20 protein-coding genes and 1 tRNA gene are annotated in these 25,538 nt (G+C 53.9%); 11 read left to right on the top strand and 10 right to left on the bottom strand.

Annotated elements, in window-relative coordinates; all coding sequences use genetic code 11:
* Window positions 1-64 precede the first annotated feature (64 nt).
* The 5 genes from HFN16_RS18515 (at window position 65) to metG (ending at window position 5,681) form a co-directional block, all read left to right on the top strand.
* A complete protein-coding gene (locus HFN16_RS18515) occupies window positions 65-925 on the top strand; it encodes an HDOD domain-containing protein (RefSeq protein ID WP_168892147.1) in 861 nt (286 codons plus the stop codon).
* Window positions 925-1,806: an MBL fold metallo-hydrolase gene (locus HFN16_RS18510; RefSeq protein ID WP_168892146.1), complete on the top strand. Its 882-nt coding sequence runs from the start codon at window positions 925-927 to the stop codon at window positions 1,804-1,806. The genes HFN16_RS18515 and HFN16_RS18510 overlap by 1 nt, the downstream gene beginning before the upstream one ends.
* Before the next feature lie 110 nt (window positions 1,807-1,916).
* Window positions 1,917-2,312 (top strand): response regulator, encoded by a 396-nt coding sequence (locus tag HFN16_RS18505; protein ID WP_168892145.1) that lies wholly within the window; start codon window positions 1,917-1,919, stop codon window positions 2,310-2,312.
* 166 nt (window positions 2,313-2,478) lie between these two features.
* Window positions 2,479-3,693 carry a regulatory iron-sulfur-containing complex subunit RicT gene (ricT, locus tag HFN16_RS18500; RefSeq protein ID WP_168892144.1) on the top strand — a complete coding sequence of 405 codons (1,215 nt, stop codon included), beginning with the start codon at window positions 2,479-2,481 and terminating at the stop codon, window positions 3,691-3,693.
* A 41-nt stretch (window positions 3,694-3,734) separates the two neighbouring features.
* Complete coding sequence (gene metG / locus HFN16_RS18495) at window positions 3,735-5,681, top strand: methionine--tRNA ligase (RefSeq protein ID WP_168892143.1); 1,947 nt, start codon at window positions 3,735-3,737, stop codon at window positions 5,679-5,681.
* A 77-nt stretch (window positions 5,682-5,758) separates the two neighbouring features.
* On the opposite strand, the gene HFN16_RS18490 is transcribed toward metG, so the two are convergent.
* The 6 genes from HFN16_RS18490 to carB form a co-directional block, all read right to left on the bottom strand.
* On the bottom strand, window positions 5,759-6,541 hold the full coding sequence (locus tag HFN16_RS18490) for a PhzF family phenazine biosynthesis protein (protein ID WP_168892142.1): 783 nt from the start codon (window positions 6,539-6,541) through the stop codon (window positions 5,759-5,761).
* A 14-nt stretch (window positions 6,542-6,555) separates the two neighbouring features.
* Window positions 6,556-8,901 (bottom strand): PBP1A family penicillin-binding protein, encoded by a 2,346-nt coding sequence (locus HFN16_RS18485; RefSeq protein ID WP_168892141.1) that lies wholly within the window; start codon window positions 8,899-8,901, stop codon window positions 6,556-6,558.
* Window positions 8,902-8,906: 5 nt separating this feature from the next.
* Window positions 8,907-9,470 carry a YkgJ family cysteine cluster protein gene (locus HFN16_RS18480; protein ID WP_168892140.1) on the bottom strand — a complete coding sequence of 188 codons (564 nt, stop codon included), beginning with the start codon at window positions 9,468-9,470 and terminating at the stop codon, window positions 8,907-8,909.
* Window positions 9,471-9,484: 14 nt separating this feature from the next.
* Window positions 9,485-10,501 carry a KpsF/GutQ family sugar-phosphate isomerase gene (locus tag HFN16_RS18475; protein WP_168892139.1) on the bottom strand — a complete coding sequence of 339 codons (1,017 nt, stop codon included), beginning with the start codon at window positions 10,499-10,501 and terminating at the stop codon, window positions 9,485-9,487.
* 79 nt (window positions 10,502-10,580) lie between these two features.
* Complete coding sequence (gene purF / locus HFN16_RS18470) at window positions 10,581-11,996, bottom strand: amidophosphoribosyltransferase (protein ID WP_168892138.1); 1,416 nt, start codon at window positions 11,994-11,996, stop codon at window positions 10,581-10,583.
* A 26-nt stretch (window positions 11,997-12,022) separates the two neighbouring features.
* On the bottom strand, window positions 12,023-15,259 hold the full coding sequence (carB, locus tag HFN16_RS18465) for a carbamoyl-phosphate synthase large subunit (protein WP_168892137.1): 3,237 nt from the start codon (window positions 15,257-15,259) through the stop codon (window positions 12,023-12,025).
* Between the two features lie 402 nt (window positions 15,260-15,661).
* Here carB and HFN16_RS18460 point away from each other — a divergent pair, with 402 nt between their 5' ends.
* Window positions 15,662-15,946 (top strand): FeoA family protein, encoded by a 285-nt coding sequence (locus HFN16_RS18460; protein WP_168892136.1) that lies wholly within the window; start codon window positions 15,662-15,664, stop codon window positions 15,944-15,946.
* A gap of 149 nt (window positions 15,947-16,095) precedes the next feature.
* Window positions 16,096-17,046 (top strand): DUF523 and DUF1722 domain-containing protein, encoded by a 951-nt coding sequence (locus tag HFN16_RS18455; RefSeq protein WP_168892135.1) that lies wholly within the window; start codon window positions 16,096-16,098, stop codon window positions 17,044-17,046.
* Here the strand turns inward: HFN16_RS18455 and HFN16_RS18450 are convergent.
* Both HFN16_RS18450 and HFN16_RS18445 read right to left on the bottom strand, forming a co-directional pair.
* A complete protein-coding gene (locus HFN16_RS18450) occupies window positions 17,043-17,819 on the bottom strand; it encodes a hypothetical protein (protein WP_168892134.1) in 777 nt (258 codons plus the stop codon). The genes HFN16_RS18455 and HFN16_RS18450 overlap by 4 nt on opposite strands.
* Window positions 17,820-17,931: 112 nt before the next feature.
* The gene (locus HFN16_RS18445) at window positions 17,932-19,914 is read right to left on the bottom strand and encodes a U32 family peptidase (RefSeq protein ID WP_168892133.1); all 1,983 of its coding nucleotides are present in this window, start codon (window positions 19,912-19,914) and stop codon (window positions 17,932-17,934) included.
* Window positions 19,915-19,927: 13 nt separating this feature from the next.
* Here HFN16_RS18445 and HFN16_RS18440 point away from each other — a divergent pair, with 13 nt between their 5' ends.
* The 3 genes from HFN16_RS18440 (at window position 19,928) to HFN16_RS18430 (ending at window position 21,811) form a co-directional block, all read left to right on the top strand.
* Entirely contained in the window at window positions 19,928-20,716 is a 789-nt protein-coding gene (locus tag HFN16_RS18440) for a dihydroorotate dehydrogenase electron transfer subunit (protein WP_168892132.1), read from the top strand.
* A gap of 12 nt (window positions 20,717-20,728) precedes the next feature.
* Complete coding sequence (locus HFN16_RS18435; protein WP_168892131.1) at window positions 20,729-21,646, top strand: dihydroorotate dehydrogenase; 918 nt, start codon at window positions 20,729-20,731, stop codon at window positions 21,644-21,646.
* Between the two features lie 73 nt (window positions 21,647-21,719).
* Window positions 21,720-21,811 (top strand) — tRNA-Ser (locus tag HFN16_RS18430).
* 393 nt (window positions 21,812-22,204) lie between these two features.
* On the opposite strand, the gene HFN16_RS18425 is transcribed toward HFN16_RS18430, so the two are convergent.
* Together HFN16_RS18425 and HFN16_RS18420 are read right to left on the bottom strand one after the other, a co-directional pair.
* Window positions 22,205-22,774: an Hsp20/alpha crystallin family protein gene (locus HFN16_RS18425; RefSeq protein ID WP_168892130.1), complete on the bottom strand. Its 570-nt coding sequence runs from the start codon at window positions 22,772-22,774 to the stop codon at window positions 22,205-22,207.
* Between the two features lie 116 nt (window positions 22,775-22,890).
* A complete protein-coding gene (locus HFN16_RS18420; RefSeq protein WP_168892129.1) occupies window positions 22,891-23,262 on the bottom strand; it encodes a hypothetical protein in 372 nt (123 codons plus the stop codon).
* 850 nt (window positions 23,263-24,112) lie between these two features.
* Here HFN16_RS18420 and HFN16_RS18415 point away from each other — a divergent pair.
* Entirely contained in the window at window positions 24,113-25,516 is a 1,404-nt protein-coding gene (locus HFN16_RS18415; RefSeq protein WP_168892128.1) for a DASS family sodium-coupled anion symporter, read from the top strand.
* The last annotated feature ends 22 nt before the right edge of the window (window positions 25,517-25,538 follow it).

Raw genomic sequence — 25,538 nt, 5'->3', positions numbered from 1 at the left:
CCGGAGCCTGAGGCCGTTTTTGCGGCAATAGGTGCGTGAACGTCAACATAGCGCGTGGGGCCGAATGCAGGACGTCGAAAAGAAACTCATGGCAGCCGTAGAGAAAATGCCCGCTTTTCCCAAGAGTGTGCATCAGGTTCTCAAGCTGGCAAGTAATATTAATTGTTCACAAAAAGAGTTGGTCGAGGTCATCAAGAAAGACCCGGTCTTCACGCTCAAAATACTTCGCCTCGTCAATTCGGCCTACTTTGGACTCTCCAGAGAAATCACTTCCATCAATCACGCTAGTGTATATCTTGGTCTCAATACGCTCAAAAACGTGGCACTTGGGCTGGCTGCCGTGGGCGCAATGCCCAAGTCTAATGTGGCTGGCCTTGAGATGGGCGGCTTCTGGCTGCATTCTCTCGCCGTTGCCACGGGAACGCGCATGCTCGGCACTATGCTTGGTGTCTCTCGCGATGAGGCTGCCGATTACTTTGCCGCCGGATTACTGCACGATATCGGTAAGGTCGTCTTTGCGCTGTATATGCCCAAGGAATTTCAGCAGGTCCGGCAACTCGTAACAGATACGGGCGCCCCTCTCAGCCAATGCGAGAAGGAAGTTATCGGTGCGACCCACTCCGATATCGGGTCTTTGCTGGCCGAAAAGTGGAACCTGCCGCCCGATCTCTTCGATGCCATTTCCCGTCATCATACGCCTCAAAAAGGTGAAGCTTCACAGCTTGTCGATTGTGTCTTCGCTGCAGATCAGATCAGCAAGAAGCTCGCTTTCGGCGCTGCGGGGGATTACCACATCAATGCGCTCCCGGAATCTATCCAGAAACGATTTTCTCTCGATTTGGACGGCCTGATCAAGGAGATGCCCACTCTCGATGAAGAAGTGGAGCATGCCAGAATCTTTATCAAACTGGGAGAGGCGAGCTGATGCGTTTTCGTTTTCGCGGCACCCGAGGCTCTCTGTCTGCTCCAGGACCGGACACCGTCAAATACGGTGGTAACACTACCTGCATCGAGATTCGATCTGACAACGATGATCTGCTTATCTTCGACGCCGGAACCGGCATCCGTGAACTGGGGCTGGAACTCTCCAAGCAAATGCCGATCAAATGCCATCTGTTCGTGTCCCATACCCATTGGGATCACATTCAGGGGCTGCCATTTTTCGTTCCCATGTTCGTGCCGGGCAATGAGTTGATTATCTATGGACCGCCGGACCCCATGACTATGACCGGTATTGAGGCTGTTCTTGCCAAGCAGATGGAATACCCGCATTTCCCTGTGCGCGTGACCGAGCTTCAGGCAGATATCTCCTACGAAACGTTGTCTGACGGACAGACCGTTGACCTTGGTTTTGCCAAGGTTTCCACTGTTCTCATGAATCATCCGGCCATGGATTTCGGGTGCAAGGTGGAGTGTGACGGCAAGACGCTCTTCTTTACCGGAGACCACGAACCCTTCTTCAACATCTATGATCCGGATGAAGATGATTACGAGGAGTACGGGAAGATCGTCGCGGAACGAAATCAGGGAATTGAAGATTTTATCAGTGGTGTGGATGTCTTCATCGCTGATGCGCAGTACACCGAAGAAGAGTACGTGCTCAAGAAGGGATGGGGGCATTCCACCTTCGAGCAAACTCTTGGCCTGGCCCAACGGGCCGGTGTCGGCAAGGTGTATCTTACCCATCATGAAACGACTCGTACCGATGACGAGGTGGACGCCAATTTCGCACGACTCCAGGAGGAGTGGAAGGATAGTGGTGTTGACTTTGAAATGGCTCGTGAAGGTTTCATGATTGATGTGTAGACCTGACTGTTTCGTTGTGATGAATTCGTAGCTCGGGGGTTGCGTTTTCATCCTGAAAATGCGAACGGTTATTGCTGTTTGGGAATAGAGAGAGGACCCTGGAGGATGGAATGAAAGCGTTGATTGTCGATGATGATTTTTACAGTCGAAACATGATCCACGAGATTCTTCGGACCGTTGCCCAATGTGACATTGCCGTGAACGGCGAGGAGGCAATCGAGGCATTTCGACGAGGTATCAAGGCCGGCGAGCCGTATGATCTCATTTGTCTGGACCTGCTCATGCCGGAAATGGATGGTCAGCAGGCGCTCCGAGAAATCAGGGCCATTGAGAAAGAGTTTGATGTGGGGCCTGAAGCTGAGTCAAAAGTTATCGTCACCACCATGCTTGATGATGAAAAGGAGACCCACGACGCCTTTTTCCTGGGCGGGGCAACATCCTATCTGGTCAAGCCTATTGACGAGGACAAGCTTATGTCTGAGGTGAAGAGCCTCGGACTGCTGTAGCGCCTTGAAATGATTATTGGAACCGGGCGGATGCGCTACAAGGCGTCCGCCCGGTTTTTATTTATACGCCGCATTTGCCCACACCGCCTTTTTCTAATATGTTACCTCTTTCTTACGACACTTTCGCCCCCGCTTAGATGGGGTTTAGATAACAGGGAACTACCCTATGAGCCAAATACTTGGTGTTAAATTCAATGATTACGGACAGGTGTACTATTTTGCATCTGGCGCGTTCGTGGTTCGCGAAGGGCAGCATGTCATCGTCAAGACGGATCAGGGCATGGGCCTTGGAAAAGTCATTCTGACGAAGCAGGCTCCCAAAGAGAACGACATGGGCGATGATGAGGCGCATAAGCCCATCTATCGGCTGGCCAACGAAAAGGATATGGAGTCCGTTGCCGAGAACAAGGATCTGTCCAAGGAGGCTTACCAGTTTTGCCGCAAATGCATCACCAAGCATAAGTTGGGCATGAAACTGGTGGATGTGGAGGTCTTCTTCGATCGTTCCAAGATGATCTTTTACTTCACCGCACCGGGGCGTATCGATTTTCGCGAATTGATCAAGGATTTGGTGCGAGAATACCGTACACGTATCGAACTGCGTCAGATCGGTGTGCGCCATGAAACCCAGATGCTCGGTGCCATCGGTAATTGCGGTCAGATCTGTTGCTGCCGCCGCTTCATGCGCAAGTTCGTTCCGGTCACCATCAAGATGGCCAAGGAGCAGAACCTGTTCCTCAACCCGACAAAGATTTCAGGCATTTGCGGGCGCCTTCTCTGTTGCCTCAGTTTCGAGCAGCAGGGTTATGAAGAGTTCCACCGCATGTGTCCTCGCGTGGGCAAGAAGTACAACACCGCTATTGGTTCGGTTAAAGTGCTTCGTTCTAATTTCTTTAAGAAATCCCTTTCCTTACTGACTGAAGGTTACGAGGAGAAGGAAGTTTCCATTGACGAATGGAATGAAATAGTTAACAAGCCGCCGAGTGCGGAAGCCATGGCAGACGCCAAGGTTCAACCCCCTCGAGGTCGTCGTGGCGGCAGAAAGCCCTCCCGACCAGCACCCAAGGGTGGTGACAATGCAAAATCCGGTGCACCTTCAGAGGGAAGGGAATCCGATTCATCCGATAGCCGGAGCGAGCGCAAGCCCCGTCAGTCCCCCCGTAAGGACAAGCCCCGCAAGGAGCGTCCGCAGAGGGACGACACGGGACAGGAGCGCGGCGCACGCAAGGACCGCAGGGATCGCAAAGATCGCCCGGAGCGTGGGGAGCGCACAGAGCGATTTGAAAAGCCCAAACAAGAGTCCAGTGCAGATTCCACCGGTGAAGATAAAAACAAACGGTCGCGCAGGCCCCGACGCCGCAGACGCAGACCCAGGAAGTAACTGTCCCGAAGGCGATTGCGCCAGGGACGAGGAGATTTGGTTTGGAACGTTTTTACATCACTACGCCCATTTTCTACGTGAACGCTAAACCCCATCTGGGGCATGCGTATTCTACCATCGTGGCTGATTCCGTAGCCCGATTTCATCGGCTCATGGGCGAAGATGCATACTTTCTCACCGGCACAGACGAACATGGTGACAAGATCGTCCAGGCTGCTGAGGCGCAGGGCAAGTCCCCGCAGGAATACGTTGACACCATCAGCGGATTGTTCCGGGATCTGTGGCCCGACATGAACATTTCCAACAATGATTTCATTCGTACTACCGAACCTCGCCACAAGGCTGTTGTTCAGGAAATCCTTCAGAAGGTTTACGATTCCGGCGACATCTATTTTGGCGAATATGGCGGTCATTACTGCTTTGGTTGCGAGCGTTTCTACACTGAGAAGGAACTGGTTGACGGCAAGTGTCCGGATCACCAGACCGTTCCAGAGTACATTGCTGAGAAGAATTATTTCTTCAAGATGTCCAAGTACCAGGATTGGCTCAAGGACCACATCAACAAGAATCCCGATTTCATCCGTCCAGAGCGATATAAGAACGAGGTGCTCAGCCTCCTCGAATCCGGTGAGCTGGAAGACCTCTGTATCTCCCGTCCCAAGTCCCGCCTGACCTGGGGCATTGAGCTGCCTTTCGACAATGACTATGTCACTTACGTTTGGTTTGACGCGCTCATCAACTACATCACCGCTCTGGAATATCCCGAAGGCAAGAAGTTTGAAGAATACTGGCCTAAGGCAAACCACCTTGTAGCCAAGGATATCCTCAAGCCTCACGCTATCTTCTGGCCCACCATGCTCAAGGCTGCGGGCATCGAGCCTTACCAGCACCTCAACGTTCACGGCTACTGGTTGGTGGAAGATACCAAGATGTCCAAGTCCATCGGTAACGTTGTGGAGCCCCTTGCCATGAAGGACAAGTATGGTCTCGACGCATTCCGTTACTTCCTGCTTCGTGACATGGTTTTCGGTCAGGATTCCAGCTTCTCTGAGAAGGCCCTGATTGGCCGTCTTAACGCTGAATTGGCCAATGACCTTGGCAACTTGTTTAACCGCACCCTGTCCATGACCCACAAGTACTTCGGCGGCGTGATCCCTCGTCCCGACGTGGAAGATATCGTGGATGCCGAGATTAAGAAGATCGGTCAGGATGCCATGAAGGCTTTCCAGGACAACTACTCGGAGATGAAGTTCTCCCGTGCCCTTGAGGGGCTGTGGGAGTTGGTTCGCGGCCTGAACAAGTATATTGACGAGACCGCTCCGTGGACACTTTTCAAGAATGAAGAGACCGGTCGTCTCCAGACTGTCATTTATGTCCTGCTCGAGAACATGCGCAAGATCGCCGTCCATCTGTGGCCGGTAATGCCTGAGGCCAGTGAGAAAATGCTGGATCAGTTGGGCATGGGCTTCGATCAGGAGAAAGTGAACCTGCCCAAGGAACTCGACGTATGGGGTCTCTTGGAATCCAGCGAGACTGTCGCAAAGACTTCTAACCTGTTCCCGCGTGTGGATCTGCCTGAGGTCAAAGAAGAGCCGAAGAAGCCCAAGAAGGAAAAGGCCAAGAAACAGGCCAAGCAGGAGAAGAAGGCTGACGCTGGCGACGGTACCATCGAGTTCGAAGATTTCCTCAAGGTCGACATGCGTGTCGGTACCGTCAAGGAAGTCGAGAAGCATCCCGATGCTGACCGTCTGCTCCTCGTTCGCGTGGACACTGGCGACGACGAAATTCGACAGGTTGTTGCAGGTATTGCCGACTTCTTCGCCCCTGATGATCTCGTGGGCAAACAGGTTGTGGTTGTCTGCAATCTCAAGCCGCGCAAGCTGCGTAAGCAACTCTCCCAGGGCATGATCCTGGCGGTGAAGTCCGGCGACGAACTCCAGCTCCTCACTCCCACCAGTGAGGTGGAGCCGGGTAGCAAAGTCAGCTAGACGAGCAAGCAATAGAAATGAAAAAGGGAGGAGCGAAGTCGCTCCTCCCTTTTTTTATGGCAATTCAATGTGAGGGCTTACAGGGTGATAGTACCCCTCATGTAAATGATAGCCTTGCCAGCGATCTTAACCCGGTCGCCCATGTGCTTGCAATCCAGCACGCCACCGCGGCGAGAGGCTTGATAGGCATGGAATTCATTCTTGCCGAGTCGTTCTGCCCAAAACGGTACAAGTGAGCAATGGGCGGAGCCGGTGACTGGGTCTTCCGGGATTCCCTCTTCAGGTACAAATGTGCGGGAGACAAAGTCATAGTCCAGGCTGGGAGCCGTACAGATCATACACATGCCGTCGAGCTTGGACACAAGGCGGAAATCTGGATTCAGGTTGCGGATCTGCGCTTCGGATTCGAAAACCGCCATCATGTCGCGTTCACCCATGTAGAGTTCGGCCGGGCGTTCACCCAGTGCTTTGGCTACGCGTTCGGTGACCTGAATCTCACGGACGCTCCAGGCAGGGAAGTCCATGGAGTAACGGTCGCCTTCCTTGTCGATGAAGAGGCGTCCGCTCTTTGTCTCAAATACAACGGCGGGATCGTTGTAATCAAGGAACTCATATATCACGTAGGCGCTGGCCAATGTGGCGTGCCCGCACAGGTCTACCTCGGTTTCCGGGGTGAACCAGCGCAATTCAAAGTACTCGCCTTTTTGAACAAAGAAGGCGGTCTCCGACAAGTTGTTTTCGGCCGCGATATTCTGCATCAAATCGTCAGAGAGCCACTCATAGAGAGGCACAACGGCAGCCGGATTGCCAGTGAACACGCCATCGGCAAAGGCGTCCACCTGATAGATATCGAGTTCCATACGGTCTTCCTTGGCTAGAAGGTCTGTTTAAACAAATCGTCTGCCGAGGCCGGTGCATCGCCGCCGGAGGAGCCGCTTCGGGACATCTCCGTAGGTTCGGTACCCACCTTGAACGGCAGGAAGAATTCCTTGGTGGAACTGGGCGAAGCGAGCTTGCCTGAAGTTCCATCTACTCGAACCATAACAATTCCTGGCGGCTGGGTGAAGTCCTGATACGGATAATCCTCTTCCACGTCCTTGCGGTAGTCCACCCAGATGGAGCTGGCTGCGCGGGAACCGGTTTCCCACTTACCCATGGGTTTGAGCTCGTCGAAGCCCACGAATACGCCAGTCAGCAGGTAAGGAGAATATCCCATGTACCATGCGTCCTGCTCGTTGTTGGAGGTACCGGTCTTGCCTGCCAGCGGACGGCCCAGTTTCCGGGCGCGCCAGCCAGTACCGTACTGGACAACATGCTTCATGAGGGTCGCCATGATATATGCGGTCTGCGGGCTGATGGCGTCCACGGTTTCCGGGACAGAGGTATACATCTCGTCACCCCAGGCAGAAGTGACCGAGAGGACGGTGCGAGGCTTGATGTAGGACCCGCCACGGGCAAAGGCCGTGTATGCCTCACACAGGTTTTCCAGTGTGACGACAGCGGAACCGAGCGCAACAGACAGATCTTCGGGGAACTCGGTCTGGAGTCCCATGTCCTTGGCGCGGTTGATGATCTTGCGGATGCCAAGCTTCTGAGCGATGCGAATGGTCACCAAGTTCTTGGACTTGACCAGCGCAGTGCGCAGCAGGGTGGGGCCATCAAAGGTGCCCTCGAAGTTTTCGGGACGCCACAGTTTTCCCTGTTCGTCGTTGGCATAGACGATGGGTGCATCCAGCAGAATGCTGGCCGGGGTGAAGCCGTTATCGATGGCCGTGGAGTAAACAATGGGCTTGAACGCGGAACCGGGCTGACGCTTGGCCTGAGTTGCTCGGTTGAACTGGCTCTTATTGAATGAATAGCCGCCAACAAGGGCCGGTACCTCACCAGTATCGGGCTTGACCGAGAAGACAGCGCCTTCAACCAGTGGTTCACGCTCCATGTCAAGGGTATACGGATCCCCCGGGCGTTCTGGGTTCTTGTCGATGGTTACGAGAATGACGTCACCCTTCTTGAGAATTTTGCGGGCATCGGTCGGATCAGGCACGTCCTCATGAGATTTTTTGATATTGGGTTCACGCACCCACCACATGTTTTTGATGGGAATGACGCCCTCAAACTGGCCAAAGCGGACCATGGCCTTCTCTTTGACGACCTTGGTTACCCATGCTTTCATGGGGGTGTCTTTTTCGGTGAATTCTTCCACTGTCTGCGGGCCTTCGGCCAGAATGCGGGCAGAGTCGCCGGGAATGACGTTCTCAATGGGGCCGAGCCAGCCGCGACGCTTGGCAGAGTTAAGTAGGCCGCGTCGCAGCGCCTTTTCAGCAGACACCTGATGCTTGATGTCGCACGCCGTGGTGACGGTCAGGCCACCATTGTACACGGTCTCTTCGCCATACTGATTGATGAGCCAGCGGCGGACTTCTTCAAGATAGTAGGCACCGACCTTCCAGGAAGGGTCTTCCATGGACTTCAGCTCAACGCGTTCTGCCATGGCTTCGCGATACTGCGGAGTCGTGATCCAACCCAGGTTGTGGAGTTGCTGAAGAACGTAGCGCTGGCGCTGCTTGGCGAGTTCCCAGTTGCGGTAAGGGTTGTATCGGCTGGGTGCCTGCGGCAGACCTGCGAGCATGGCACATTCAGCTATGGTCAGGTCTTTGGCGTGCTTGGCAAAGTAGGTGCGAGCGGCAGCTTCAACGCCATATGAATGAGCACCAAGGAAAATCTGGTTCAGATAGATGGTCAGAATTTCTTCCTTGGTCAGGTAGTTTTCCAGGCGGAAGGCGAGAATCGCTTCCTTGAGCTTGCGCTTGTAGCTTTTCTCAGAAGTGAGGAGCAACCGCTTGATGATCTGCTGGGTGATGGTGGAGCCGCCCTGTTTGGTGCGTCCTGCCTTCATATTGGCAATGAATGCACGGGAGATGGCTGTCAGATCGATGCCGTCATGCTCATAGAAGCTGGCGTCCTCTGCTGCCAAGAAAGCCTTGGGCAGCCACGGAGACATCTGGTCCAGTGTCACCAGAAAACGCTTCTCCTTATAGAAATAGCCCAGCACCTGATTGTCCTTGGCGTAGACCGTGGTCACCAGGGGCGGATTGTAGTCGGTAATATTCTTGAACCCAGGAAGGTCTTTGGAAGCCCAGTTGTAAAGGCCAATGGCTCCACCGATACCGGCGATTACACAGATGAGAAAAATGATCAGTAGAATTTTGAGAGTCTTCATATGTATTAGAAACCTTTTTTAACCTTGGAAGCCCCTTTTGCCGGGGGCAGACCCCATACCAGACGCATGCGTCCGTATAGGTCGTTTACGGCAGCCCGGTTGGAATCCAGACTGATGAGCATTCGGTTCAAAGTTCGCTCTTCACGCCGTGCGAGGCAGATGGGCGAATCGAAAAATATGACTTCGCGTTCCACCATCCAGAAGGGGAACAGGCGACAGTAATACGGCCTGGCTTCCTGCGGGATTTCACATCCCTCGGGACCGAGAAAGCGACATGCTCCCATGGTGTCTACGGCCAGACGAAAATGTTCTTTTCCTGCAGGAAAGAGCTTTGCCACGACTTCTTCCTCTCCGGGGAAGAGGCGGCAGACATAATCAATGAATGCCTTGGAATTGGGGGAAAGCTCAAAACCACCAGTGTGCGGCACATGTTCCTGTATACGCTCTTTCTCTATTTGCGAAAGGGGGAAACAGAATTCCTCCTGCCCGGCAGCAATGCGGCAGCACGTGGGGCCCGTAAAGGAGCACCTCCTGCAAATGTCGCTATCGCCAGTATGGGTCAGGGTCATGGGGCCTCCGCCGATTATCCGGCGTTCTCCGATGCGTTTTTGCCCGAGAAGCGCAGGGAACCCTTGCCGAGCAGGTCGTGAAGGTGGACCAAGCCAGCGAGTTTCCCGTCGTCGTGGACTACCGGAAGGACAGTGATCTCGTTTTGTTCCATTACGTCGAGAACATGGGCCGAAGATTCCCCAGCCATTGCCCGCTTTGGAGATACGGTCATCACTTCTGTGATGGGGCGGTTCAGCTCAAATGGGCCGCAGCATACTTCACGGCGAACATCGCCGTCTGTGAACACACCTTTGAGCATGTTCTGTCCGTCCACGATGGCAACCAGGCCAAGACCTCCATCATTCAGCACCTTGAGGGCGTCCTTGAGGGAGGCGTCGTCGGCGATAACCGGAATGTTCTCGCTGTGCATGAGCTGGTCAACGCAGGTAGCGAGGCGCTGGCCCAGAGAGCCTCCGGGATGAAATTTTTTGAAGTCGTCTTTGCCAAAGGCTTTCCACTCCATGAGGCAGACGGCAAGTGCGTCACCCACAGCCAGCTGCGCGGTTGTGGAGGAGGTGGGAGCAATGCCCAGACGACAGGCTTCACGGGGAACGGATACTTGGATGACGATGTCTGATAGCTCTGCCATGGTAGAGGCCGTGTTGCCGGTCATGCAGATGACTGTCGCACCAATAGTCTTCAGGGTGGGGATGATGGCGTTGAGTTCGTCTGTCCCGCCGGAATTGGAGATGGCGAGGATGACATCTTCCTGCCGCAGCATGCCCATGTCGCCATGTGCGCCTTCAACAGGGTGAAGGAAGAAAGAAGGAGTGCCCGTGCTGGACAGGGTGGCTGCAATCTTGCGGCCCACCAGACCGGACTTGCCAATACCGGTGACTACCACTCGGCCTGTGCATTGGGCCATGGCAGTAACTGCCTTTTCGAGGGATTCGCCAAGCTGCCCCTTTACAGCCGTAAGGCCCGCGATCTCGATATCGAGAACTTCGCGGGCCAGAGAAAGCCAGTCAGTATTGGTGGACTTGCAATTCATTCAGTCAATATCCTTGTCGTCAAAATAAACATGCGCGCCTGCCAGCCGTCATTCGGGGCAGGCGCGCATGTGATTTCATTTAGCAGAACTCCTTGATGATGCCGGGAGCGGCTTCAAGGCAGTCTTTGCCCATCTTGTCGGACAGCGGAATCGGATAGTTGCCGTCAAAGCAGGCGAGACACCAGGCGTCGTCGGCAGTAACGGAATCCACCAGTCCGGGGATGGTCAGGAAGTGCAGGGATTCAATACCAAGGAAACGGGCGATGTCTTCCGGCGAGTGGTTGGCTGCAATCAGCTCACCTTTGCTGGAGAAGTCGATACCGTAGAAGCAGGGGTGCTTGATGGCCGGGCAGGAGACGCGCAGATGAATCTCGCGTGCGCCCAGTTCGCGCAGCTTCTTGACGCGGGCACGGATGGTGGTGCCGCGAACAATGGAGTCTTCCACGATGACAATACGCTTGCCCTGAACCATGGATTTAACCGGGTTCAGCTTTACGCGGACCGAGAAGTCGCGCATGTCCTGAGATGGCTGAATGAAGGTCCGGCCCACGTAGTGGTTGCGGATCATCGCCAGCTCCAGAGGCAGGCCGGACTCCTGAGAGTAGCCAACCGCAGCGTAGTTACCGGAATCCGGGAACGGCATGACAAAGTCAGCGTCAACCGGAGCTTCTTTGGCCAGCATGGCGCCCATGGCCTTGCGGCGCTCATACACCACGTCACCGAACACGGTGGAGTCGGGACGGGCGAAGTAGATGAGCTCGAAGATGCACTGATGCTTGGGCTGCGCATCGCAGTAGTGCATGCTGCTCATCTTGCCCTTCTCGATGGTGATCATCTCGCCAGGGTTGAGAGGACGCATGTACTCGGCCTCAATGAGGTCGAATGCACAGGTCTCGGAGGCGAAGACGTATGAATCGCCAACACGGCCCAACGCCAGCGGACGCACGGAGTGCGGATCCTTGAGTGCGATGAGCTTGTCGTTGGCCAGAATCAGCATGGAGAATGCACCACGAATGCGCTTGCAAGCTTCTGCAATGGCCTCTTCAATGGTGTCGGTCTGGTGCAGGTACTTGATGATCAAGTGTGCAATGACCTCGGTGTCCATGGTTGTCTGGAAGATCGAGCCATTGGCTTCCAGCTCAGAGCGCAGCTCGTAAGTGTTTACGAGGTTGCCGTTGTGGGCCAGTGCCAACCGCAGGTTGCCGTGGCGCACGATGAAGGGCTGGGCATTGCGGATCAGGGATGCGCCGGTAGTGGAGTACCGGATGTGTCCCATGGCGATATCGCCTTTCAGTTCTTTGCCAAGGTGACGTTCGTTGAACACGTCTGCCACCAAACCCATACCTTTTTGCTCGCGGATCTTTTCGCCGTCCCAGGTGACGATACCTGCAGACTCCTGCCCGCGATGTTGCTGGGCATAGAGACCGAAGTAGGTCATTCTGGCAGCTTCTTTGTTGCCGTAGATACCGAATAGTCCGCAATACTCTTTTTTCATGACTCTCTCTTCTCGTCAGTGTCGGCTTAGTTGCCGTAGTATTTCTGGATGGATTCGACCTTGAGGCCGGTTTCCTTGAGTTCGAGGATAGCCTGAGCCACAGCGCGGGCACCCGAAACCGTAGTGGTGTAGGGGACGCCGTAGAGCAGGGTTGTCTGACGAATCATTTTTGCATCGCCAACGGTCGCTTTGCCCGATGGGGTGTTGATGACCAGGTCGATGTCGCCGTTCTTGATGTGATCAACGATGTGAGGACGCTGTCCTTCGTGCACCTTGTGAACCTTGGTGACGGGGACGCCTTTCTCGTTGAAGTAATCTGCCGTGCCGCCGGTGGCTACCACATGGAAGCCCATGGACACGAAGTCCTTGGCAGCCAACACCATCTTGGCCTTGTCCCAGTCGTTGACTGAGATGAAAACAGTGCCTTCGGTGGGCAGTTTCTGCCCGGCTGCCAGCTGTGCTTTCATGTAGGCCAGGCCGAAGCTCGGGTCGATGCCCATGACTTCGCCGGTGGAGCGCATTTCGGGGCCGAGCAGCACGTCCACGTTGGGGAACTTGCTGAACGGGAACACGGATTCCTTGACGGAAACGTGGCCCTTTTTGCGCATGGCCTTGGGGTTGAGGTCCTTGAGCTTTTCACCCAGCATGACGCGGGTGGCAAGCTTGGCAAGGGGGACACCCGTGGCCTTGGATACAAAGGGAACCGTACGGGATGCGCGGGGGTTCACCTCGATGATGTACACTTCGCCGTCCTTGATGGCGAACTGGACGTTCATCAGGCCGACTACGCCGAGCTCTTTGGCCATGGCGATGGTCTGGCGTTCGATTTCACGAACCAGTTCCGGGCTCAGGGAGTAGGGGGGCAGGACCGAACCGGAGTCTCCGGAGTGGATGCCTGCTTCCTCGATGTGCTCCATGACACCACCGATGTAGACGTCTTCGCCGTCAGACAGCGCGTCCACGTCGACCTCAATTGCATACTCAAGGAACTTGTCGACCAGGGTCGGGTGTTCCGGAGAGACGCGAGCGGAGTGGCGGAAGTAGTGGTCGAATTCGTCCATGGAATAGACAATGTCCATGCCGCGTCCACCCAGTACATAGGAGGGACGGAGCACCAGCGGGAAGCCGAGGTTCTCGGCGATCTCGCGGGCTTCGACCAGAGATTTTGCAGTGCCGTTCGGCGGCTGCTTGAGATTCAGCTTGTTCAGGAACTGCTTGAAGCGTTCACGGTCCTCGGCGCGGTCAATGGCGTCCGGGCTGGTGCCGATCAGCGGCACGCCGGCGTTCATAAGGCGCAGGGCGAGGTTGAGCGGAGTCTGTCCACCGAACTGAACAATGACGCCATCGGGTTTCTCGAACTCGATGATGTTCATGACGTCCTCGAAGGTCAGTGGCTCGAAGTAGAGCTTGTCCGAGGTGTCGTAGTCAGTGGAAACGGTTTCGGGGTTGGAGTTGACCATGATGGACTGCACGCCGAGTTCCTTCAGGGTGAAGGAGGAGTGACAGCAGCAGTAGTCGAACTCGATGCCCTGACCGATGCGGTTGGGACCGCCGCCCAGAATGACGATCTTCTTTTTGTCGTCCCTGACGTTTTCCTGACCGGTCTCGTAGGTGGAGTAGTAGTACGGGGTGTATGCCTCGAACTCTGCGGCGCAGGTATCAACCAGATAGTAGGTCGGGACGATGTCCAGTTCCTTGCGCAGGGTGCGAATGGCATCCTCGCTGGTCTTCCACATGGCTGCCAGTTGAGGATCAGAGTAGCCGTACTCCTTGGCCTGTAGCAGCATGTCTTTCATGCCTTCGGTGTCAGCGGATACGCCTTCCTTCTTGCCAAACTCGATCAGCTCTTTCTCCATCTCGAAGACTTCGAAGAACTGGCGGATGAACCACGGGTCGATCTTGGTGGCGTCGAAGATTTCTTCTTCGGTCATGCCGCAGAGCATGGCGTCACGCAGGGCGTACAGGCGCTGGGAGTTGGGCTTATGCAGCAGCTTGAGGACTTCGTTTTTGTCGATTTCCTGTTCGCCGAAGACTTTGCCCAATCCGATGTGGCCGGTTTCCAGAGAGCGGAGGCCCTTCTGGAGTGCTTCCTTGAAGGTACGGCCAATGGCCATGGTCTCGCCAACGGATTTCATGGCCGTGGTCAGGTAGTCATCGGTTCCCGGGAATTTCTCAAAGGTGAATCTGGGAATCTTGATGACGCAGTAGTCAATGGCCGGTTCAAAGGAGGCCATTGTCTCGCGAGTAATATCGTTCGGGATTTCGTCGAGGGTGTAACCCACGGCGAGTTTGGCCGCGATTTTTGCGATGGGGAAGCCGGTGGCTTTGGATGCCAGCGCAGAAGAGCGGGACACGCGAGGGTTCATCTCGATGATGATGATCTCGCCGTCTTCCGGATTCACTGCGAACTGGACGTTGGAGCCGCCGGTCTCGACGCCGATCTCGCGCATAACGTCAAGGGAGGCGTTACGCAGCTTCTGATATTCGTCGTCGGTAAGGGTTTGGGCTGGTGCCACGGTGACGGAGTCGCCGGTGTGCACCCCCATGGGGTCCAGGTTTTCGATGGAGCAGATGATGACGCAGTTGTCTTTCTTGTCGCGCATCACTTCAAGCTCGTACTCTTTCCAGCCAAGGATGGAGCGTTCGAGCATGATCTCCGACTTCATGGACAGGGCCAAACCGTTGGAGCAGATTTCTTCCAGCTCCTCCATGTTGTAGGCCACACCACCGCCGGAACCGCCAAGAGTGTAGGCCGGGCGGACAATAATCGGGAACGGGATTTTAGTACCCCATTCGCGGACGTCGTTCATGTTGCGGCAGATGCCTGATTGGGCCATGCCGAGGCCGATGTTTTCCATGGCCTCACGAAATTCTTCTCGGGACTCCGCCTTGTTGATGGCCTTGATGTCGGCACCGATCAGTTCAACATTGAACTTCTCGAGAACCCCCATGTCGGCAACTGCGAGGGCGGTGTTGAGACCCGTTTGACCCCCCAAAGTCGGCAAAAGAGCGTCGGGACGCTCTTTTTCGATGATTCGGGCTACGGTTTCCGGTTCAATGGGTTCGATGTAGGTGGCATCGGCCAACTCCGGGTCAGTCATAATAGACGCCGGGTTCGAGTTGACCAGAACTACCTCGTACCCTTCTTCTTTCAGCGCCTTAAGCGCCTGGGTACCGGAGTAGTCGAATTCGCAGGCCTGTCCAATAACAATAGGACCAGACCCGATCAACATGATCTTCTTGATATCTGTGCGTTTGGGCATTCTCTCTCAGGAAGGAGTTGAAGTTACGGCATTTTTTCAGGTTGGAGAAAACGAGCAGTTTTTCCGTCTGGCCAGGCAACGCCGCCACCCGCCAAACAAGCTGATCGTATATTACGTTATGGACCAAAAGGCAATGAGAAAGAGAGGTATAAATCGCCTTTGAAAGGGCTGCTTGCTTGTATTTACTGCATGTTTGAATGGATGAGAATTGTGATGAGTCTTGATCTTATCATAATGAGCTTTTTGTCTGATGTTACTTATGGGGCTAAATTAGTTCGATCCTTTGTTGTAACATATTCGTTTTATTGAATGTGATAGTGAGGTGCCTGTTTTTCATTTCTCTCATTGACACGGGCGAGGATGATACTTATTTTCAACTTCAACACAACCCTTGAGGGAAACATGACGAAAAAGCCTTTGACTGAATACCCGGAAGGAACCATCGTGCGCGTGGCCGACATTGACGGCGGCCAGCGTGCTAGAGCTCGAATGCTCGCCATGGGCATGACGCCTGGTTGTCCGGTGGAAGTTCTTTCCGAAGGACCTACCGGCTGCCGCGTTCGTGTGCGTGGCTCCGAGGTCGTTCTGTGTTGTGGTCTTGCCGGCAAGATTCTGGCTGTAGAAAATGATTCTGCAGAAGGGCCGCATTGTAATTGCTGCCCAGGGAGTCAGGCCAAGGCGTCATAGTCGCATTAAACTTCACAATTTTTGAAAGCCGCCTTCGGGCGGCTTTTGTCATTTTGGTGAATGGTCGCAACCAGCCAAGGAATATACTTGTTAGTTGTCCACAGACGGTGATACGTTGGCAACAAACAAGTGGATAGGGAGTTGCTGCCATGTCAGAGAGCATCAAGATCGGTGTCAGTGCCTGTGTGTTGGGAGAACGTGTTCGCTTTGATCGAGGCCACGCTCGTGATCCGTATCTGACCGATGTATTGGTGAAATATGTGGAGTTCGTACCGCTGTGTCCCGAGCTGGCATGCGGTATGGGGGTGCCTCGTGAAGAGATGCGCCAGGTGGACTGTGCTGGTGAGATCCGGTTTATCGGTCAGGATTCGGCTGAGGACTGGACCGAACGGATAGAGAGGTGGTGCGACAAGGTGCTACCCGGTTTGGTTGAAGAAGACCTGAATGGTTTCGTCTTTAAGGCTGGCTCCCCATCATGCGCTCTTCGTCAGGCAAAGATTTATAACACAGACGGCAAGCCTCCCCGCAAGGGAACCGGATTCTTTGCCCGTCGTGTGATGGAGCAATTTCCCCTGCTCCCGGTCGAAACGAGCGAGCGGTTGCAAAATCCCATCTTGCGAGAAAATTTCATTCGTCGGGTATTCGTATTTCACAGGTGGCGCGAGATGGAAAAGAGGGGGCGACAGATCGGGCATCTGGTCGATTTTCACACTCGTCACAAGATGCTTATTCGAGCACATGATCTTCGGGGATATCGCGAACTTGGCAGGCTGCTTGGAGAGAGTTCCGTTTTCAACACTGATGAAGTGTTTGATACGTACGCCACACTGTTGTTCAAGTCTCTTGCTCTGCAGGCCACACCCAAGAAGAATGCGGATGTGCTCATGCACGCCATGGGATATTTCAAGCAGGAATTGGACAGAGCGGACAAGCAGGAATTGTTGGCAATGATCAACAATTACCGGGTCGGCAAAATCCCGTTGATCATACCTGTGACGATGATCCGCCACTATGCGAGGAAGTTTGATAAGGTCTATTTGACGCAGCAGTACTTTTTTACTCCGAACCCATCGGAATTAAAGTTGCTGAATCATGTTTAGGCGTGAATCTCCGGCTCCAGTTTCAGTCGGATGCCTCTCACGTCACCGCCGCTTTCCAACCACGATTTAAGCAAACTCTTGTTGCGGAAAACCACCGGATGAGGGGAGCCGTTCTGCGCCTGACGGAGTAGTCCGGCTGCCATGTCGGGATAGTGTTTTACCGCGCTGAGACAGGCCAACAGATTGAGACAGAGCTCGTTGATGGGGAACCGCAAGGTCATTGCCTTGCCCAGCGGGTGCATGACTTCGTTGTAGCGGCCTGTTTTGAAGTAGGCCACAGCCAGGTCAAAGTGGGCAGTGTGCAGGTCGGGAAGTCGCTTGGCGATGGCTTCGCGTTCGGCCACGGTGTAATACGTGCGGTCGCTGGCGTAAGGTGTGCCGTCGACGTTGCGGATACAGATGTCGAATCCGAAGTCTCGGGCGTTCATCAGGGTTTCAACGGCGTGATCTGGGGCGAGGTACAATAGTAGACGCACGCATCCGGCCATCCGCATCTCACGCAGGAGTTCGCGGTTTGGCTTAACTCTCATGGTGGCAGCCCAGAGAACGTTAATGTTCAGTCTCCGCATTTCCTGACATATTCCTATGGCTATGGCCTGGTCCGCAAAGAACTCGTTGTCCGCAATGATGAGGGATTGCAGATTGCGTTTGCGGATTTCCCGCGCAATGTTGCCGAGCGACGTCTTTCCGTCCCACCGGATGGCAGCCGTCGGCATTGTTACCCCTTGTCCGTCTTTCCCTACGGACTTGGAGCGCATTATCTCAATATACATATTCCACCCCGGACCGTCCGTTTTTTGGCGAATTGGACGTGTCCTGAGGCGGAAATGCAAAGAGTCTGCCAAAAGGGGCTTCGACGTATCGCCGAAGCCCCTTGGCAAAAGCTTAGAGCAGCTGGAGTTTCCAGTTGAACGTACTGGTTCGTTTCGGTCTTGGAACGGCTCTGGGCCAGTCTTCATGCATGGTGATGAATTGCTTGTAGCCAGCTCGTTCGAGTCTCTTGAACTCGCCCGAGAGGTCCAGCTCCCAGCCAGGGTAGATCCAGTTGTTTTGACCATATTTGCGCACAAAGAGCGTTTCTTTCATGGGGCTCTTGATGGCTTCTTCGTATCGAACTGACTCGGCAAGGAAACGTGAGATCCCAAAAGGCCACAGTCCCTTGTGTACGAAACCGAGCGGCATGGGCGGGTTCTGCGCCAGTTCGAAGATGTCACCCTCGGTCAACTCGGGAGTGATGATGGCAGAAGAACAGCCGAGGTTCTTGAGCACGTTGAGGCTGAGACGGTTGGTCGCATTGCAGAATGGGCCGGCCACGAGGGTGACGTTCTTGCGGTCCTCGAAATAGGCAGCCTGCCACGGAGCGTTGATCACGAACTCGCGGGCGCCTTTTTTCACGGCCTCACGAATGAGGGAGCGGAAGCGCTTGTCCTCATCAGGCCAGATGACGGGCGGCAGCCACCACTGGGAGCGGCTCACGCTTGCACGGGCAACTTTGCCGATGGTGTGGCGTTCCAGCCAGAAAGCGGTTTTCCCGTAAATCTTGCCGCGCGGCGGGTTGCGGAACAGGGTAATGTTCTCCGCCTTGAGCCTGGAGCGGGAAGCCGTCTTGGGCCACTTGGGAGTGAATGTAGATTCCTTTGATTCGGGAGCCGGGAAGAAATCGAGTTCGCCCTCAAGGTTCTTGATCAGCTTGTTCAACTCAGGGTCGCGGCGGTCCACAAGGAATACTTTGGTGCCGGTTGGAATCCGGTTGTTCTCCGGTTTCTTGGAGAAGGGGATGTCCATGCGGCCACGCTTGGGTACACGGCGGCGCACGTATATGGTGCGGTGGCCGGGCAGGTCTTCATAGCCGACGCGGATTACATCACCGGGATTGAGTTGCTCGCGGGGCTGAAAGTAGAGCTTCTTCTGGTCACGCTTGATCTCGCCAACCATGTGGCCCGAGGCGGTTTCCTCGCCGGGACGGATGGGCTGGAAGGGACGCTGCGGCAGAAATGTGGAGTGGCTGGTGGGGCGACCGAGCGCCATCTCAAGCAACTCTTGTGCGGCTTTTTTAGCCTGAGCATCATTGGGATTATCACGCAGCATCTGGTAAGCGCGGACCGTGAAATAAACGTAGTGAGGCCCTTTTTTGCGGCCTTCTATCTTCCATGCTGCCACTTTGGGCATGGAAAGTAGGGGCTTGGTCAGCACGTCGAGGGAAAGGTCTGTGCAGGAAAACAGGCGTTTGGCGTCGCTTTTGTCGGAAGTGTACAGGCGGCGGCAGGGCTGAACACATCGACCACGGAGGCCGGATTTGCCTCCAAGATAGCTGGACCAGTAGCAGCGGCCAGACACGCAGTGGCAGAGTGCGCCGTGTACGAAAATTTCGAGGTCCATGTCCTTGGGACAGGCTTCGGCCATGAGCTTGACCTCGTCGAGGTTCAACTCACGGGGAACGACCACGCGGTTCACGCCGAGTTTCTTGGCGGTCTCCAAACCAGCGGGGTGGCTCAGGTTGGCAAGGGTGGAAACGTGAATTTCACCTTGATATCCAACCTGTTTGGCCAATTCTACCATGGCCAAGTCCTGCGCGATGATCGCATAGGGCTTCACGGTCTTTTGCAGTCGGTCAATGAGGCGGCCTGCGGATTCCACATCACCTGGCTTGACCAATGTGTTCATGGCAACGTAGGTCTTGGTGCCCCGGTCACGACCGAGGCTTGCCAGTTGCGCAAGCTCACTGATAGAAAAGTTGGTGGCCTGCATGCGGGCCGAGAAATGCTTGAGGCCGACATAGACGGCATCAGCACCCGCCGCAACGGCAGCGAGATAAGATGCGGAGTCCCCTGCGGGGGCCATAATTTCGGGTATATGTTTTTTGCTCATAAGGGTTGTATCGATGTCCTTGAGGAATTGCCGGAACGTAAAGGTATTGGAAGTGTCACCGGTCGGTCAATTAGAAAGACCGGACGAATTTTTCGAGATCAAGCTCGAATATCCTGACTGGGACGGGTGGAAGCCCGGCCAGTTCGTCATGATCCGGCCCACCAGTTGGGAATTGGATCTGCTCTGGGGCAGGCCGTTCTCCATCAGTTCGGTCGATGAAAAGAAGTCCCTTACCCTCTTTATTCAGAAAGTGGGCCGCGGCACCAGCCGGATTGTATCCATGAAGCCAGGTGACGAGGTCGCCATTTGGGGCCCGCTGGGCAATTCCTTTGCTGTAGAGCCGGATACTCCGACTCTCCTTCTTGCGGGCGGCATCGGCATAGCCCCCTTTCGCGGATATGTCGAGTCCCATCCCAAGCCAGAAAATCTGAAACTCTTCATGGCGCATCGCCTTCCTCTCGAATGTTATCCCTTCGAGGCCATGACAGGAAAGTGCTGTGGCGAGTGCATGATCGAGGAAAAACCCGAAGATCTGCACGCCATCATCGCACGGCTTAAAGAGCTTGTGAAGGAGTATGCGGAAAAAGACGGCCTTATTTTGTGCTGCGGTCCGACTCCCTTCATGAAGACGGTGCAGCAGTTCGCCAACGAGTGTGGTGCTCGTGCACAGGTCTCTTTGGAAAATCGCATGGCCTGCGGCGTCGGCGCATGTCTCGGCTGTGTGACCAAGGACGGCGACGGTCATCACGTGCAGGTCTGCACCCGCGGCCCGGTATTCTGGACCGATAAAGTGGAACTCTAGGAGCGCATATATATGGATATGAACGTATCTTTCGGCGGTCTGGACATCAAAAATCCGATCATGACCGCATCCGGTACTTTTGGTTTCGGCCTGGAGTTTGCCCCCTATGGTGATCTGAGCAAGCTGGGCGCCATCGTTGCCAAGGGGCTTTCCTTGAAGCCTCGTGAGGGCAATCCCATGCCGCGCATAGCAGAAACTCCGTGCGGTATGCTCAATGCCATTGGCATTCAGAATCCCGGTGTGGAGAGTTTCGTCAACATGGCTCTGCCTGCGCTCAAGAAGCAGGACGTGGCTGTCATCGCCAACCTCTATGCCTGCGATGCCGAAGAGTTCGGTGAGCTGGCAGGGGTGCTGGCGGCGGAAGAGGGCGTGGCCGCGCTTGAGGTCAATGTCTCCTGTCCCAACGTAAAAGAGGGCGGTATCGCCTTTGGTCAGGATCCGGCCCAGATCGGCAAGGTGACCGAGGCTGTGAAAAAGAATGCGGGCGACAAGCACGTCATGGTCAAATTGTCTCCCAATGTCACGGACATCGTGGTGTGTGCCAAGGCTGCCGTGGACGGTGGAGCAGACTCTCTGTCCCTCATCAACACGCTTGCCGGCATGGCTGTGGATATCCGTAACCGCAAGCCGCGCATCGCCAACGTGATCGCAGGGCTGTCCGGTCCGGCCATCAAGCCTGTGGCGCTTCGTTGCGTGCATCAGGTTGTCCAGGCTGTAGATGTTCCGGTTGTCGGCATTGGAGGCATTTCTTCTGCTGAAGACGTACTGGAATTCTTGCTGGTTGGTGCTCAGGCTGTTCAGGTTGGCACGGCAAACTTCCTCCGTCCCGATTTCGCCTTCACGCTTGCTGAAGAAGTGGAATCATTACTAAAAGAGGTCGGAGCCGAGAGCCTGCAAGAGTTTAGGGGCAGTATTCAACTCCCGCTTTAGAAAAAAATTAAAAAAAGGCAAAAAAAGTGCTTGCCAAGCTCCAGTGGTTTCGCTAGAAACTGCTTCTCGACGCGGAGAGGTGTCCGAGTCCGGCTTAAGGAGCACGCCTGGAAAGCGTGTACAGGGGGAACTCTGTCGGAGGTTCAAATCCTCTCCTCTCCGCCACGACACCAATAAAGGCCTACCGAAATTCGGTAGGCCTTTTTCTGTTGTGTCATGGTGAACGTTTGCCAATAAGATAAGCCCCCACCTTGCAGTGAGGGCTATCGTTAGGAGGCCTACACAACCTCTATGGTTAGGTTGTCCGGGTTATTGCGGCGGGGCGCTGGTGGTCATGATGGAGTATGCTGTCTGCATTACCTGTTGGATAGGATCTTCATTTCTGGCTAATGGTAATGCACTGCTCCTGCACTTGGGACACATTGTTTCCAGTATCAGTTCATCCCAAGGTCCAGACCATTCACAGTTAAGACATTTGTAATCCATGAATCCTCCTTTCTGCATGAGATTAGACCCCAGTGTGTGACTGGGGCCAAACAACGTGTTGATGAGTATGGGTTAGGTCGAGGCCGAGCTGTCGATAGCGATCTTGCGCGAATTGCTCGCTATGGTCTTGGTTCTCGGCATGGTGATGCAGAGTACGCCCTTCTTCAACTTGGCGTTGATGTTGTCTCTGTCTGCATCTTCAGGCACGTTAAGAACTCTGCGGAATGAGCCGTAAGAGCGTTCGACGCGGTAGTATCCCTTGTCTTCCGTCTTTTCTTCGTGCTTCTTCTCCGCCGAGAGAATCAACACATTGTCCTTGAGCTCAACCGACAAGTCCTTCTCTTCGATGCCAGGCAGGTCGGCTTCAATGACGTATTCCTTGTCCGTGCCATAGACATCGACCTTGGGCTTGATGACACTCTTCCCCAGTCTCGGTTCGGCCATGTCGAACATACGTCGTGGTGATGGCAGTCCGAAACCTGAGAACATGGAATCTACCATACGGTCGAATTCGGTGTGGAATTGGTCAAGCGGAGAAGCATACGCTCTTGCCTCCCGTTCCGTCTGCTTAACCGGAAGGGTTTTTTCCTGTTCGCTTTCCTTCTTGAACCAGTTCCAGGGATTCAGCTTGGAAACGGTCATAGCGTCCTCCTTAGAAGTTAAAGTGTTAACGTCCGTAATAGATGGATAAAGCAGGTCCGAAAGTTGTCAAGAATTCGACCTGAAATTTTTTTATGGGAAGCGTGGAAGGAAGAGGATTAGGACTTGAGCCATGCTACGGCTTCCTGCTCGTTCTGAAATACCTTGAAGTTGTATGAGCGGTTCTGGAGCATGGTTTCGAAGACCTTGTTGCATTCGAAATTCTCTGCTGTGCAGATGCCAGCGATCCGGATACCTGCTGCTGCAGTCATGGCAACGACTTCATGTTCGCACCACCTGTATATGGTGCTGGCCTCAGCTGCGTCTTCCATGTTCTCTTCGTCCAGAAGGATACGAGGGATGCCAGCTGCTATAGCCTGATCATACATCAAGGTGCCATATTGAATCAGGTCGTCGATGGATTTCAGTACGCCCGTGGTTACGATTCGAATATAACCATCTTCTTGAATTATTTCATATTTGATTGCCATGATTGTATTACCTTGTATCGGTGAAAGAAGTTCTGACCTTATTGCAAATAACCGTATGCATGGGAACTAAGAAACTCCAAGCCAATTGTAAGCCGGCTTTATGTCGTCAAAGACTTTCAGGTCATATGGCCGTTCTTGCAGGCTGGATTCAAAGTAGCTGTACATGTCAATGCTATGAGGTGCGCATACGACTGCGACTCGTATGTTTCGTTTCAGCATGAAGTCATGATTGGGAATATTGAATTCCTTTACCGCGTTATGGAAGTCCATTTTGATGGTGGCAAATGTTTCATCCACAAGGACTCGATTTTTTTCGGCAATCCTTGTTCTCTCTATCATATAGTTCACATAGGAGAACATTTCCTGAAGGGAAGAAGGTCCTCCCCTCACGGTGAACTTTAGATGGTCTTTAAATTCTTCCAAGCAGTAAATAAATGACATTCCAGTGCCTTATGTGTGTCTGGAGCGTAGGCAAACGTATGCCAAGGCTATTCTCCTCACTCTCCACGGATGAGATGGTGAGCGGGATTGTTCCCATGCATTGAGTATACATGAAACTGCAAAACGAGAGGAATGATTTTAGAATAAACTTGAGAGAGTTTATTGGGGATAATTCGCCATAACGATAACGATCTACATTCTTCCGTTGAAGTTGCCCTCTTATCATAACGGGTACCAGCAAAGGTACATTGGAAGAGTGAATCGGACATCGTTGGTTGACTATTTGTTAATGAATTAATTGACCAGTCAGTCAGCGTGTGCAAATCTGATTAATTAATTGTGATGAACGTTGTGGGGGCAGCGGACATCGTAACGCAGATTGTTGAATCAGTTATTCTTAGGAGGAGTTGTGGATTACTTGAAAAAGTTCTCTCCAGTGGTGGTTGCTGTACTCATGGCGATGTTGCCGACGCCGGAAGGGTTGACGGCTGAAGCCTGGTATTTCCTGTCCATTTTTGTGGGCGTTGTGGTCGGTTTGATCGTAGAACCGGTTCCTGCGGCACTCGTCGGTCTGACAGGTGTTTCTGTGGTGGCCATGTTGGGACTGGTTGATCCGAGTGCCGCTGCCAGTCGTAACTGGATGCTTTCCGGTTTTTCCAATGGTGTCATCTGGTTGATTTTCGCGGCGTTCATGTTTGCGAAGGGGTACCAGAAGACCGGGCTGGGCAAGCGCATCAGTCTCATTCTTATCAAGTTCCTAGGCAAATCCACTTTGGGTCTTGGGTATGCTGTTGCGTTTTCCGATGCCATCCTGTCACCGTTCATGCCTTCCAATACGGCTCGCAGTGCAGGCACTATCTATCCGGTTGCCAGTAACATTCCGCCCATGTTCGATTCCTATGCGGACAAGAATCCGCGCAAGATTGGCTCCTACCTCTGCTGGGTAGCCTTTGCTGCTACCTGTGTGACCAGCTCCATGTTTCTGACTGCGCTGGCTCCTAATCTGCTGGCCGTGGATATCATTCAGCAGACCACTGGCATTAATATTCAATGGGGGCAGTGGGCCTCTATTATGTTGCCCACTATGCTGCCACTTTTCTTTTTGACCCCGTGGTTGGCATATGTGATTTATCCGCCGACTCAGAAGACGTCTCCAGAAGCGCCTGCATGGGCTGCGGATGAATTGAAAAGGATGGGTTCCATCACTGTGAAAGAGTTGCTCATGCTCGGCTATGCGGTCATGGCATTGATCTTCTGGATCTTTGGCAAGCAGTTCGGCGTTAATAGCACCGTTGCTGCTGTTTTCGTTCTTACCCTCATGGTGCTTTCCGGCATTATTGATTGGGAAGATGTCATCACCAACAAGGGCGCTTGGAACGTTCTGGTATGGTTCGCCACCTTGGTGGCCATGGCTTCCGGCTTGAAGAAAACCGGTATCCTTACATGGATCGGCGAGTTGGTTTCAGTGTACTTGCAAGGCATGCCGATGGAGACTGTTGCCATCATGCTGGTCATCCTGTTCTTCGTGCTGCACTACTTCTTTGCAAGCACTACTGCACATACCACAGCATTGTTGCCCCTCTTCCTTGCCATTGCCGGACCTATACTGCCTGCTGAAATGTTGCCGCGTGTTGCGCTGCTTCTCGCCGCCAGCCTCGGTGTCATGGGGATCATCACTCCATATGCCACTGGTCCAGCGCCTATTTGGTATGGGGCCGGATTCATCAGTCAGGCTCGCTGGTGGGCTCTTGGAGCCATATTCGGCGGACTCTATCTTGCTGCCATGGTGGTTGTGACCATTCTCTACGTGTAGTTTTTTGATCACATGAATATGA

Origin of the sequence: Pseudodesulfovibrio sp. zrk46, from assembly GCF_012516435.1 — a bacterium.
Lineage (GTDB): Bacteria > Desulfobacterota > Desulfovibrionia > Desulfovibrionales > Desulfovibrionaceae > Pseudodesulfovibrio.
Note: the sequence above shows the minus strand (reverse complement) of the source record. Positions and strands in the feature narration are given on the sequence as shown.

Excerpts from the sequence above, each read along its gene's own strand:
- HFN16_RS18440 (WP_168892132.1), top strand. The coding sequence starts at position 19,928 with ATGTCCTTGAGGAATTGCCGGAACGTAAAGGTATTGGAAGTGTCACCG.
- HFN16_RS18420 (WP_168892129.1), bottom strand. The coding sequence starts at position 23,262 with ATGGCAATCAAATATGAAATAATTCAAGAAGATGGTTATATTCGAATC.
- HFN16_RS18445 (WP_168892133.1), bottom strand. The coding sequence starts at position 19,914 with ATGAGCAAAAAACATATACCCGAAATTATGGCCCCCGCAGGGGACTCC.
- HFN16_RS18475 (WP_168892139.1), bottom strand. The coding sequence starts at position 10,501 with ATGAATTGCAAGTCCACCAATACTGACTGGCTTTCTCTGGCCCGCGAA.
- HFN16_RS18460 (WP_168892136.1), top strand. The coding sequence starts at position 15,662 with ATGACGAAAAAGCCTTTGACTGAATACCCGGAAGGAACCATCGTGCGC.
- HFN16_RS18480 (WP_168892140.1), bottom strand. The coding sequence starts at position 9,470 with ATGACCCTGACCCATACTGGCGATAGCGACATTTGCAGGAGGTGCTCC.
- purF (WP_168892138.1), bottom strand. The coding sequence starts at position 11,996 with ATGAAAAAAGAGTATTGCGGACTATTCGGTATCTACGGCAACAAAGAA.
- ricT (WP_168892144.1), top strand. The coding sequence starts at position 2,479 with ATGAGCCAAATACTTGGTGTTAAATTCAATGATTACGGACAGGTGTAC.
- HFN16_RS18485 (WP_168892141.1), bottom strand. The coding sequence starts at position 8,901 with ATGAAGACTCTCAAAATTCTACTGATCATTTTTCTCATCTGTGTAATC.
- HFN16_RS18425 (WP_168892130.1), bottom strand. The coding sequence starts at position 22,774 with ATGACCGTTTCCAAGCTGAATCCCTGGAACTGGTTCAAGAAGGAAAGC.
- carB (WP_168892137.1), bottom strand. The coding sequence starts at position 15,259 with ATGCCCAAACGCACAGATATCAAGAAGATCATGTTGATCGGGTCTGGT.
- HFN16_RS18490 (WP_168892142.1), bottom strand. The coding sequence starts at position 6,541 with ATGGAACTCGATATCTATCAGGTGGACGCCTTTGCCGATGGCGTGTTC.
- HFN16_RS18455 (WP_168892135.1), top strand. The coding sequence starts at position 16,096 with ATGTCAGAGAGCATCAAGATCGGTGTCAGTGCCTGTGTGTTGGGAGAA.
- HFN16_RS18435 (WP_168892131.1), top strand. The coding sequence starts at position 20,729 with ATGGATATGAACGTATCTTTCGGCGGTCTGGACATCAAAAATCCGATC.
- HFN16_RS18515 (WP_168892147.1), top strand. The coding sequence starts at position 65 with ATGCAGGACGTCGAAAAGAAACTCATGGCAGCCGTAGAGAAAATGCCC.
- HFN16_RS18510 (WP_168892146.1), top strand. The coding sequence starts at position 925 with ATGCGTTTTCGTTTTCGCGGCACCCGAGGCTCTCTGTCTGCTCCAGGA.
- HFN16_RS18450 (WP_168892134.1), bottom strand. The coding sequence starts at position 17,819 with ATGTATATTGAGATAATGCGCTCCAAGTCCGTAGGGAAAGACGGACAA.
- HFN16_RS18505 (WP_168892145.1), top strand. The coding sequence starts at position 1,917 with ATGAAAGCGTTGATTGTCGATGATGATTTTTACAGTCGAAACATGATC.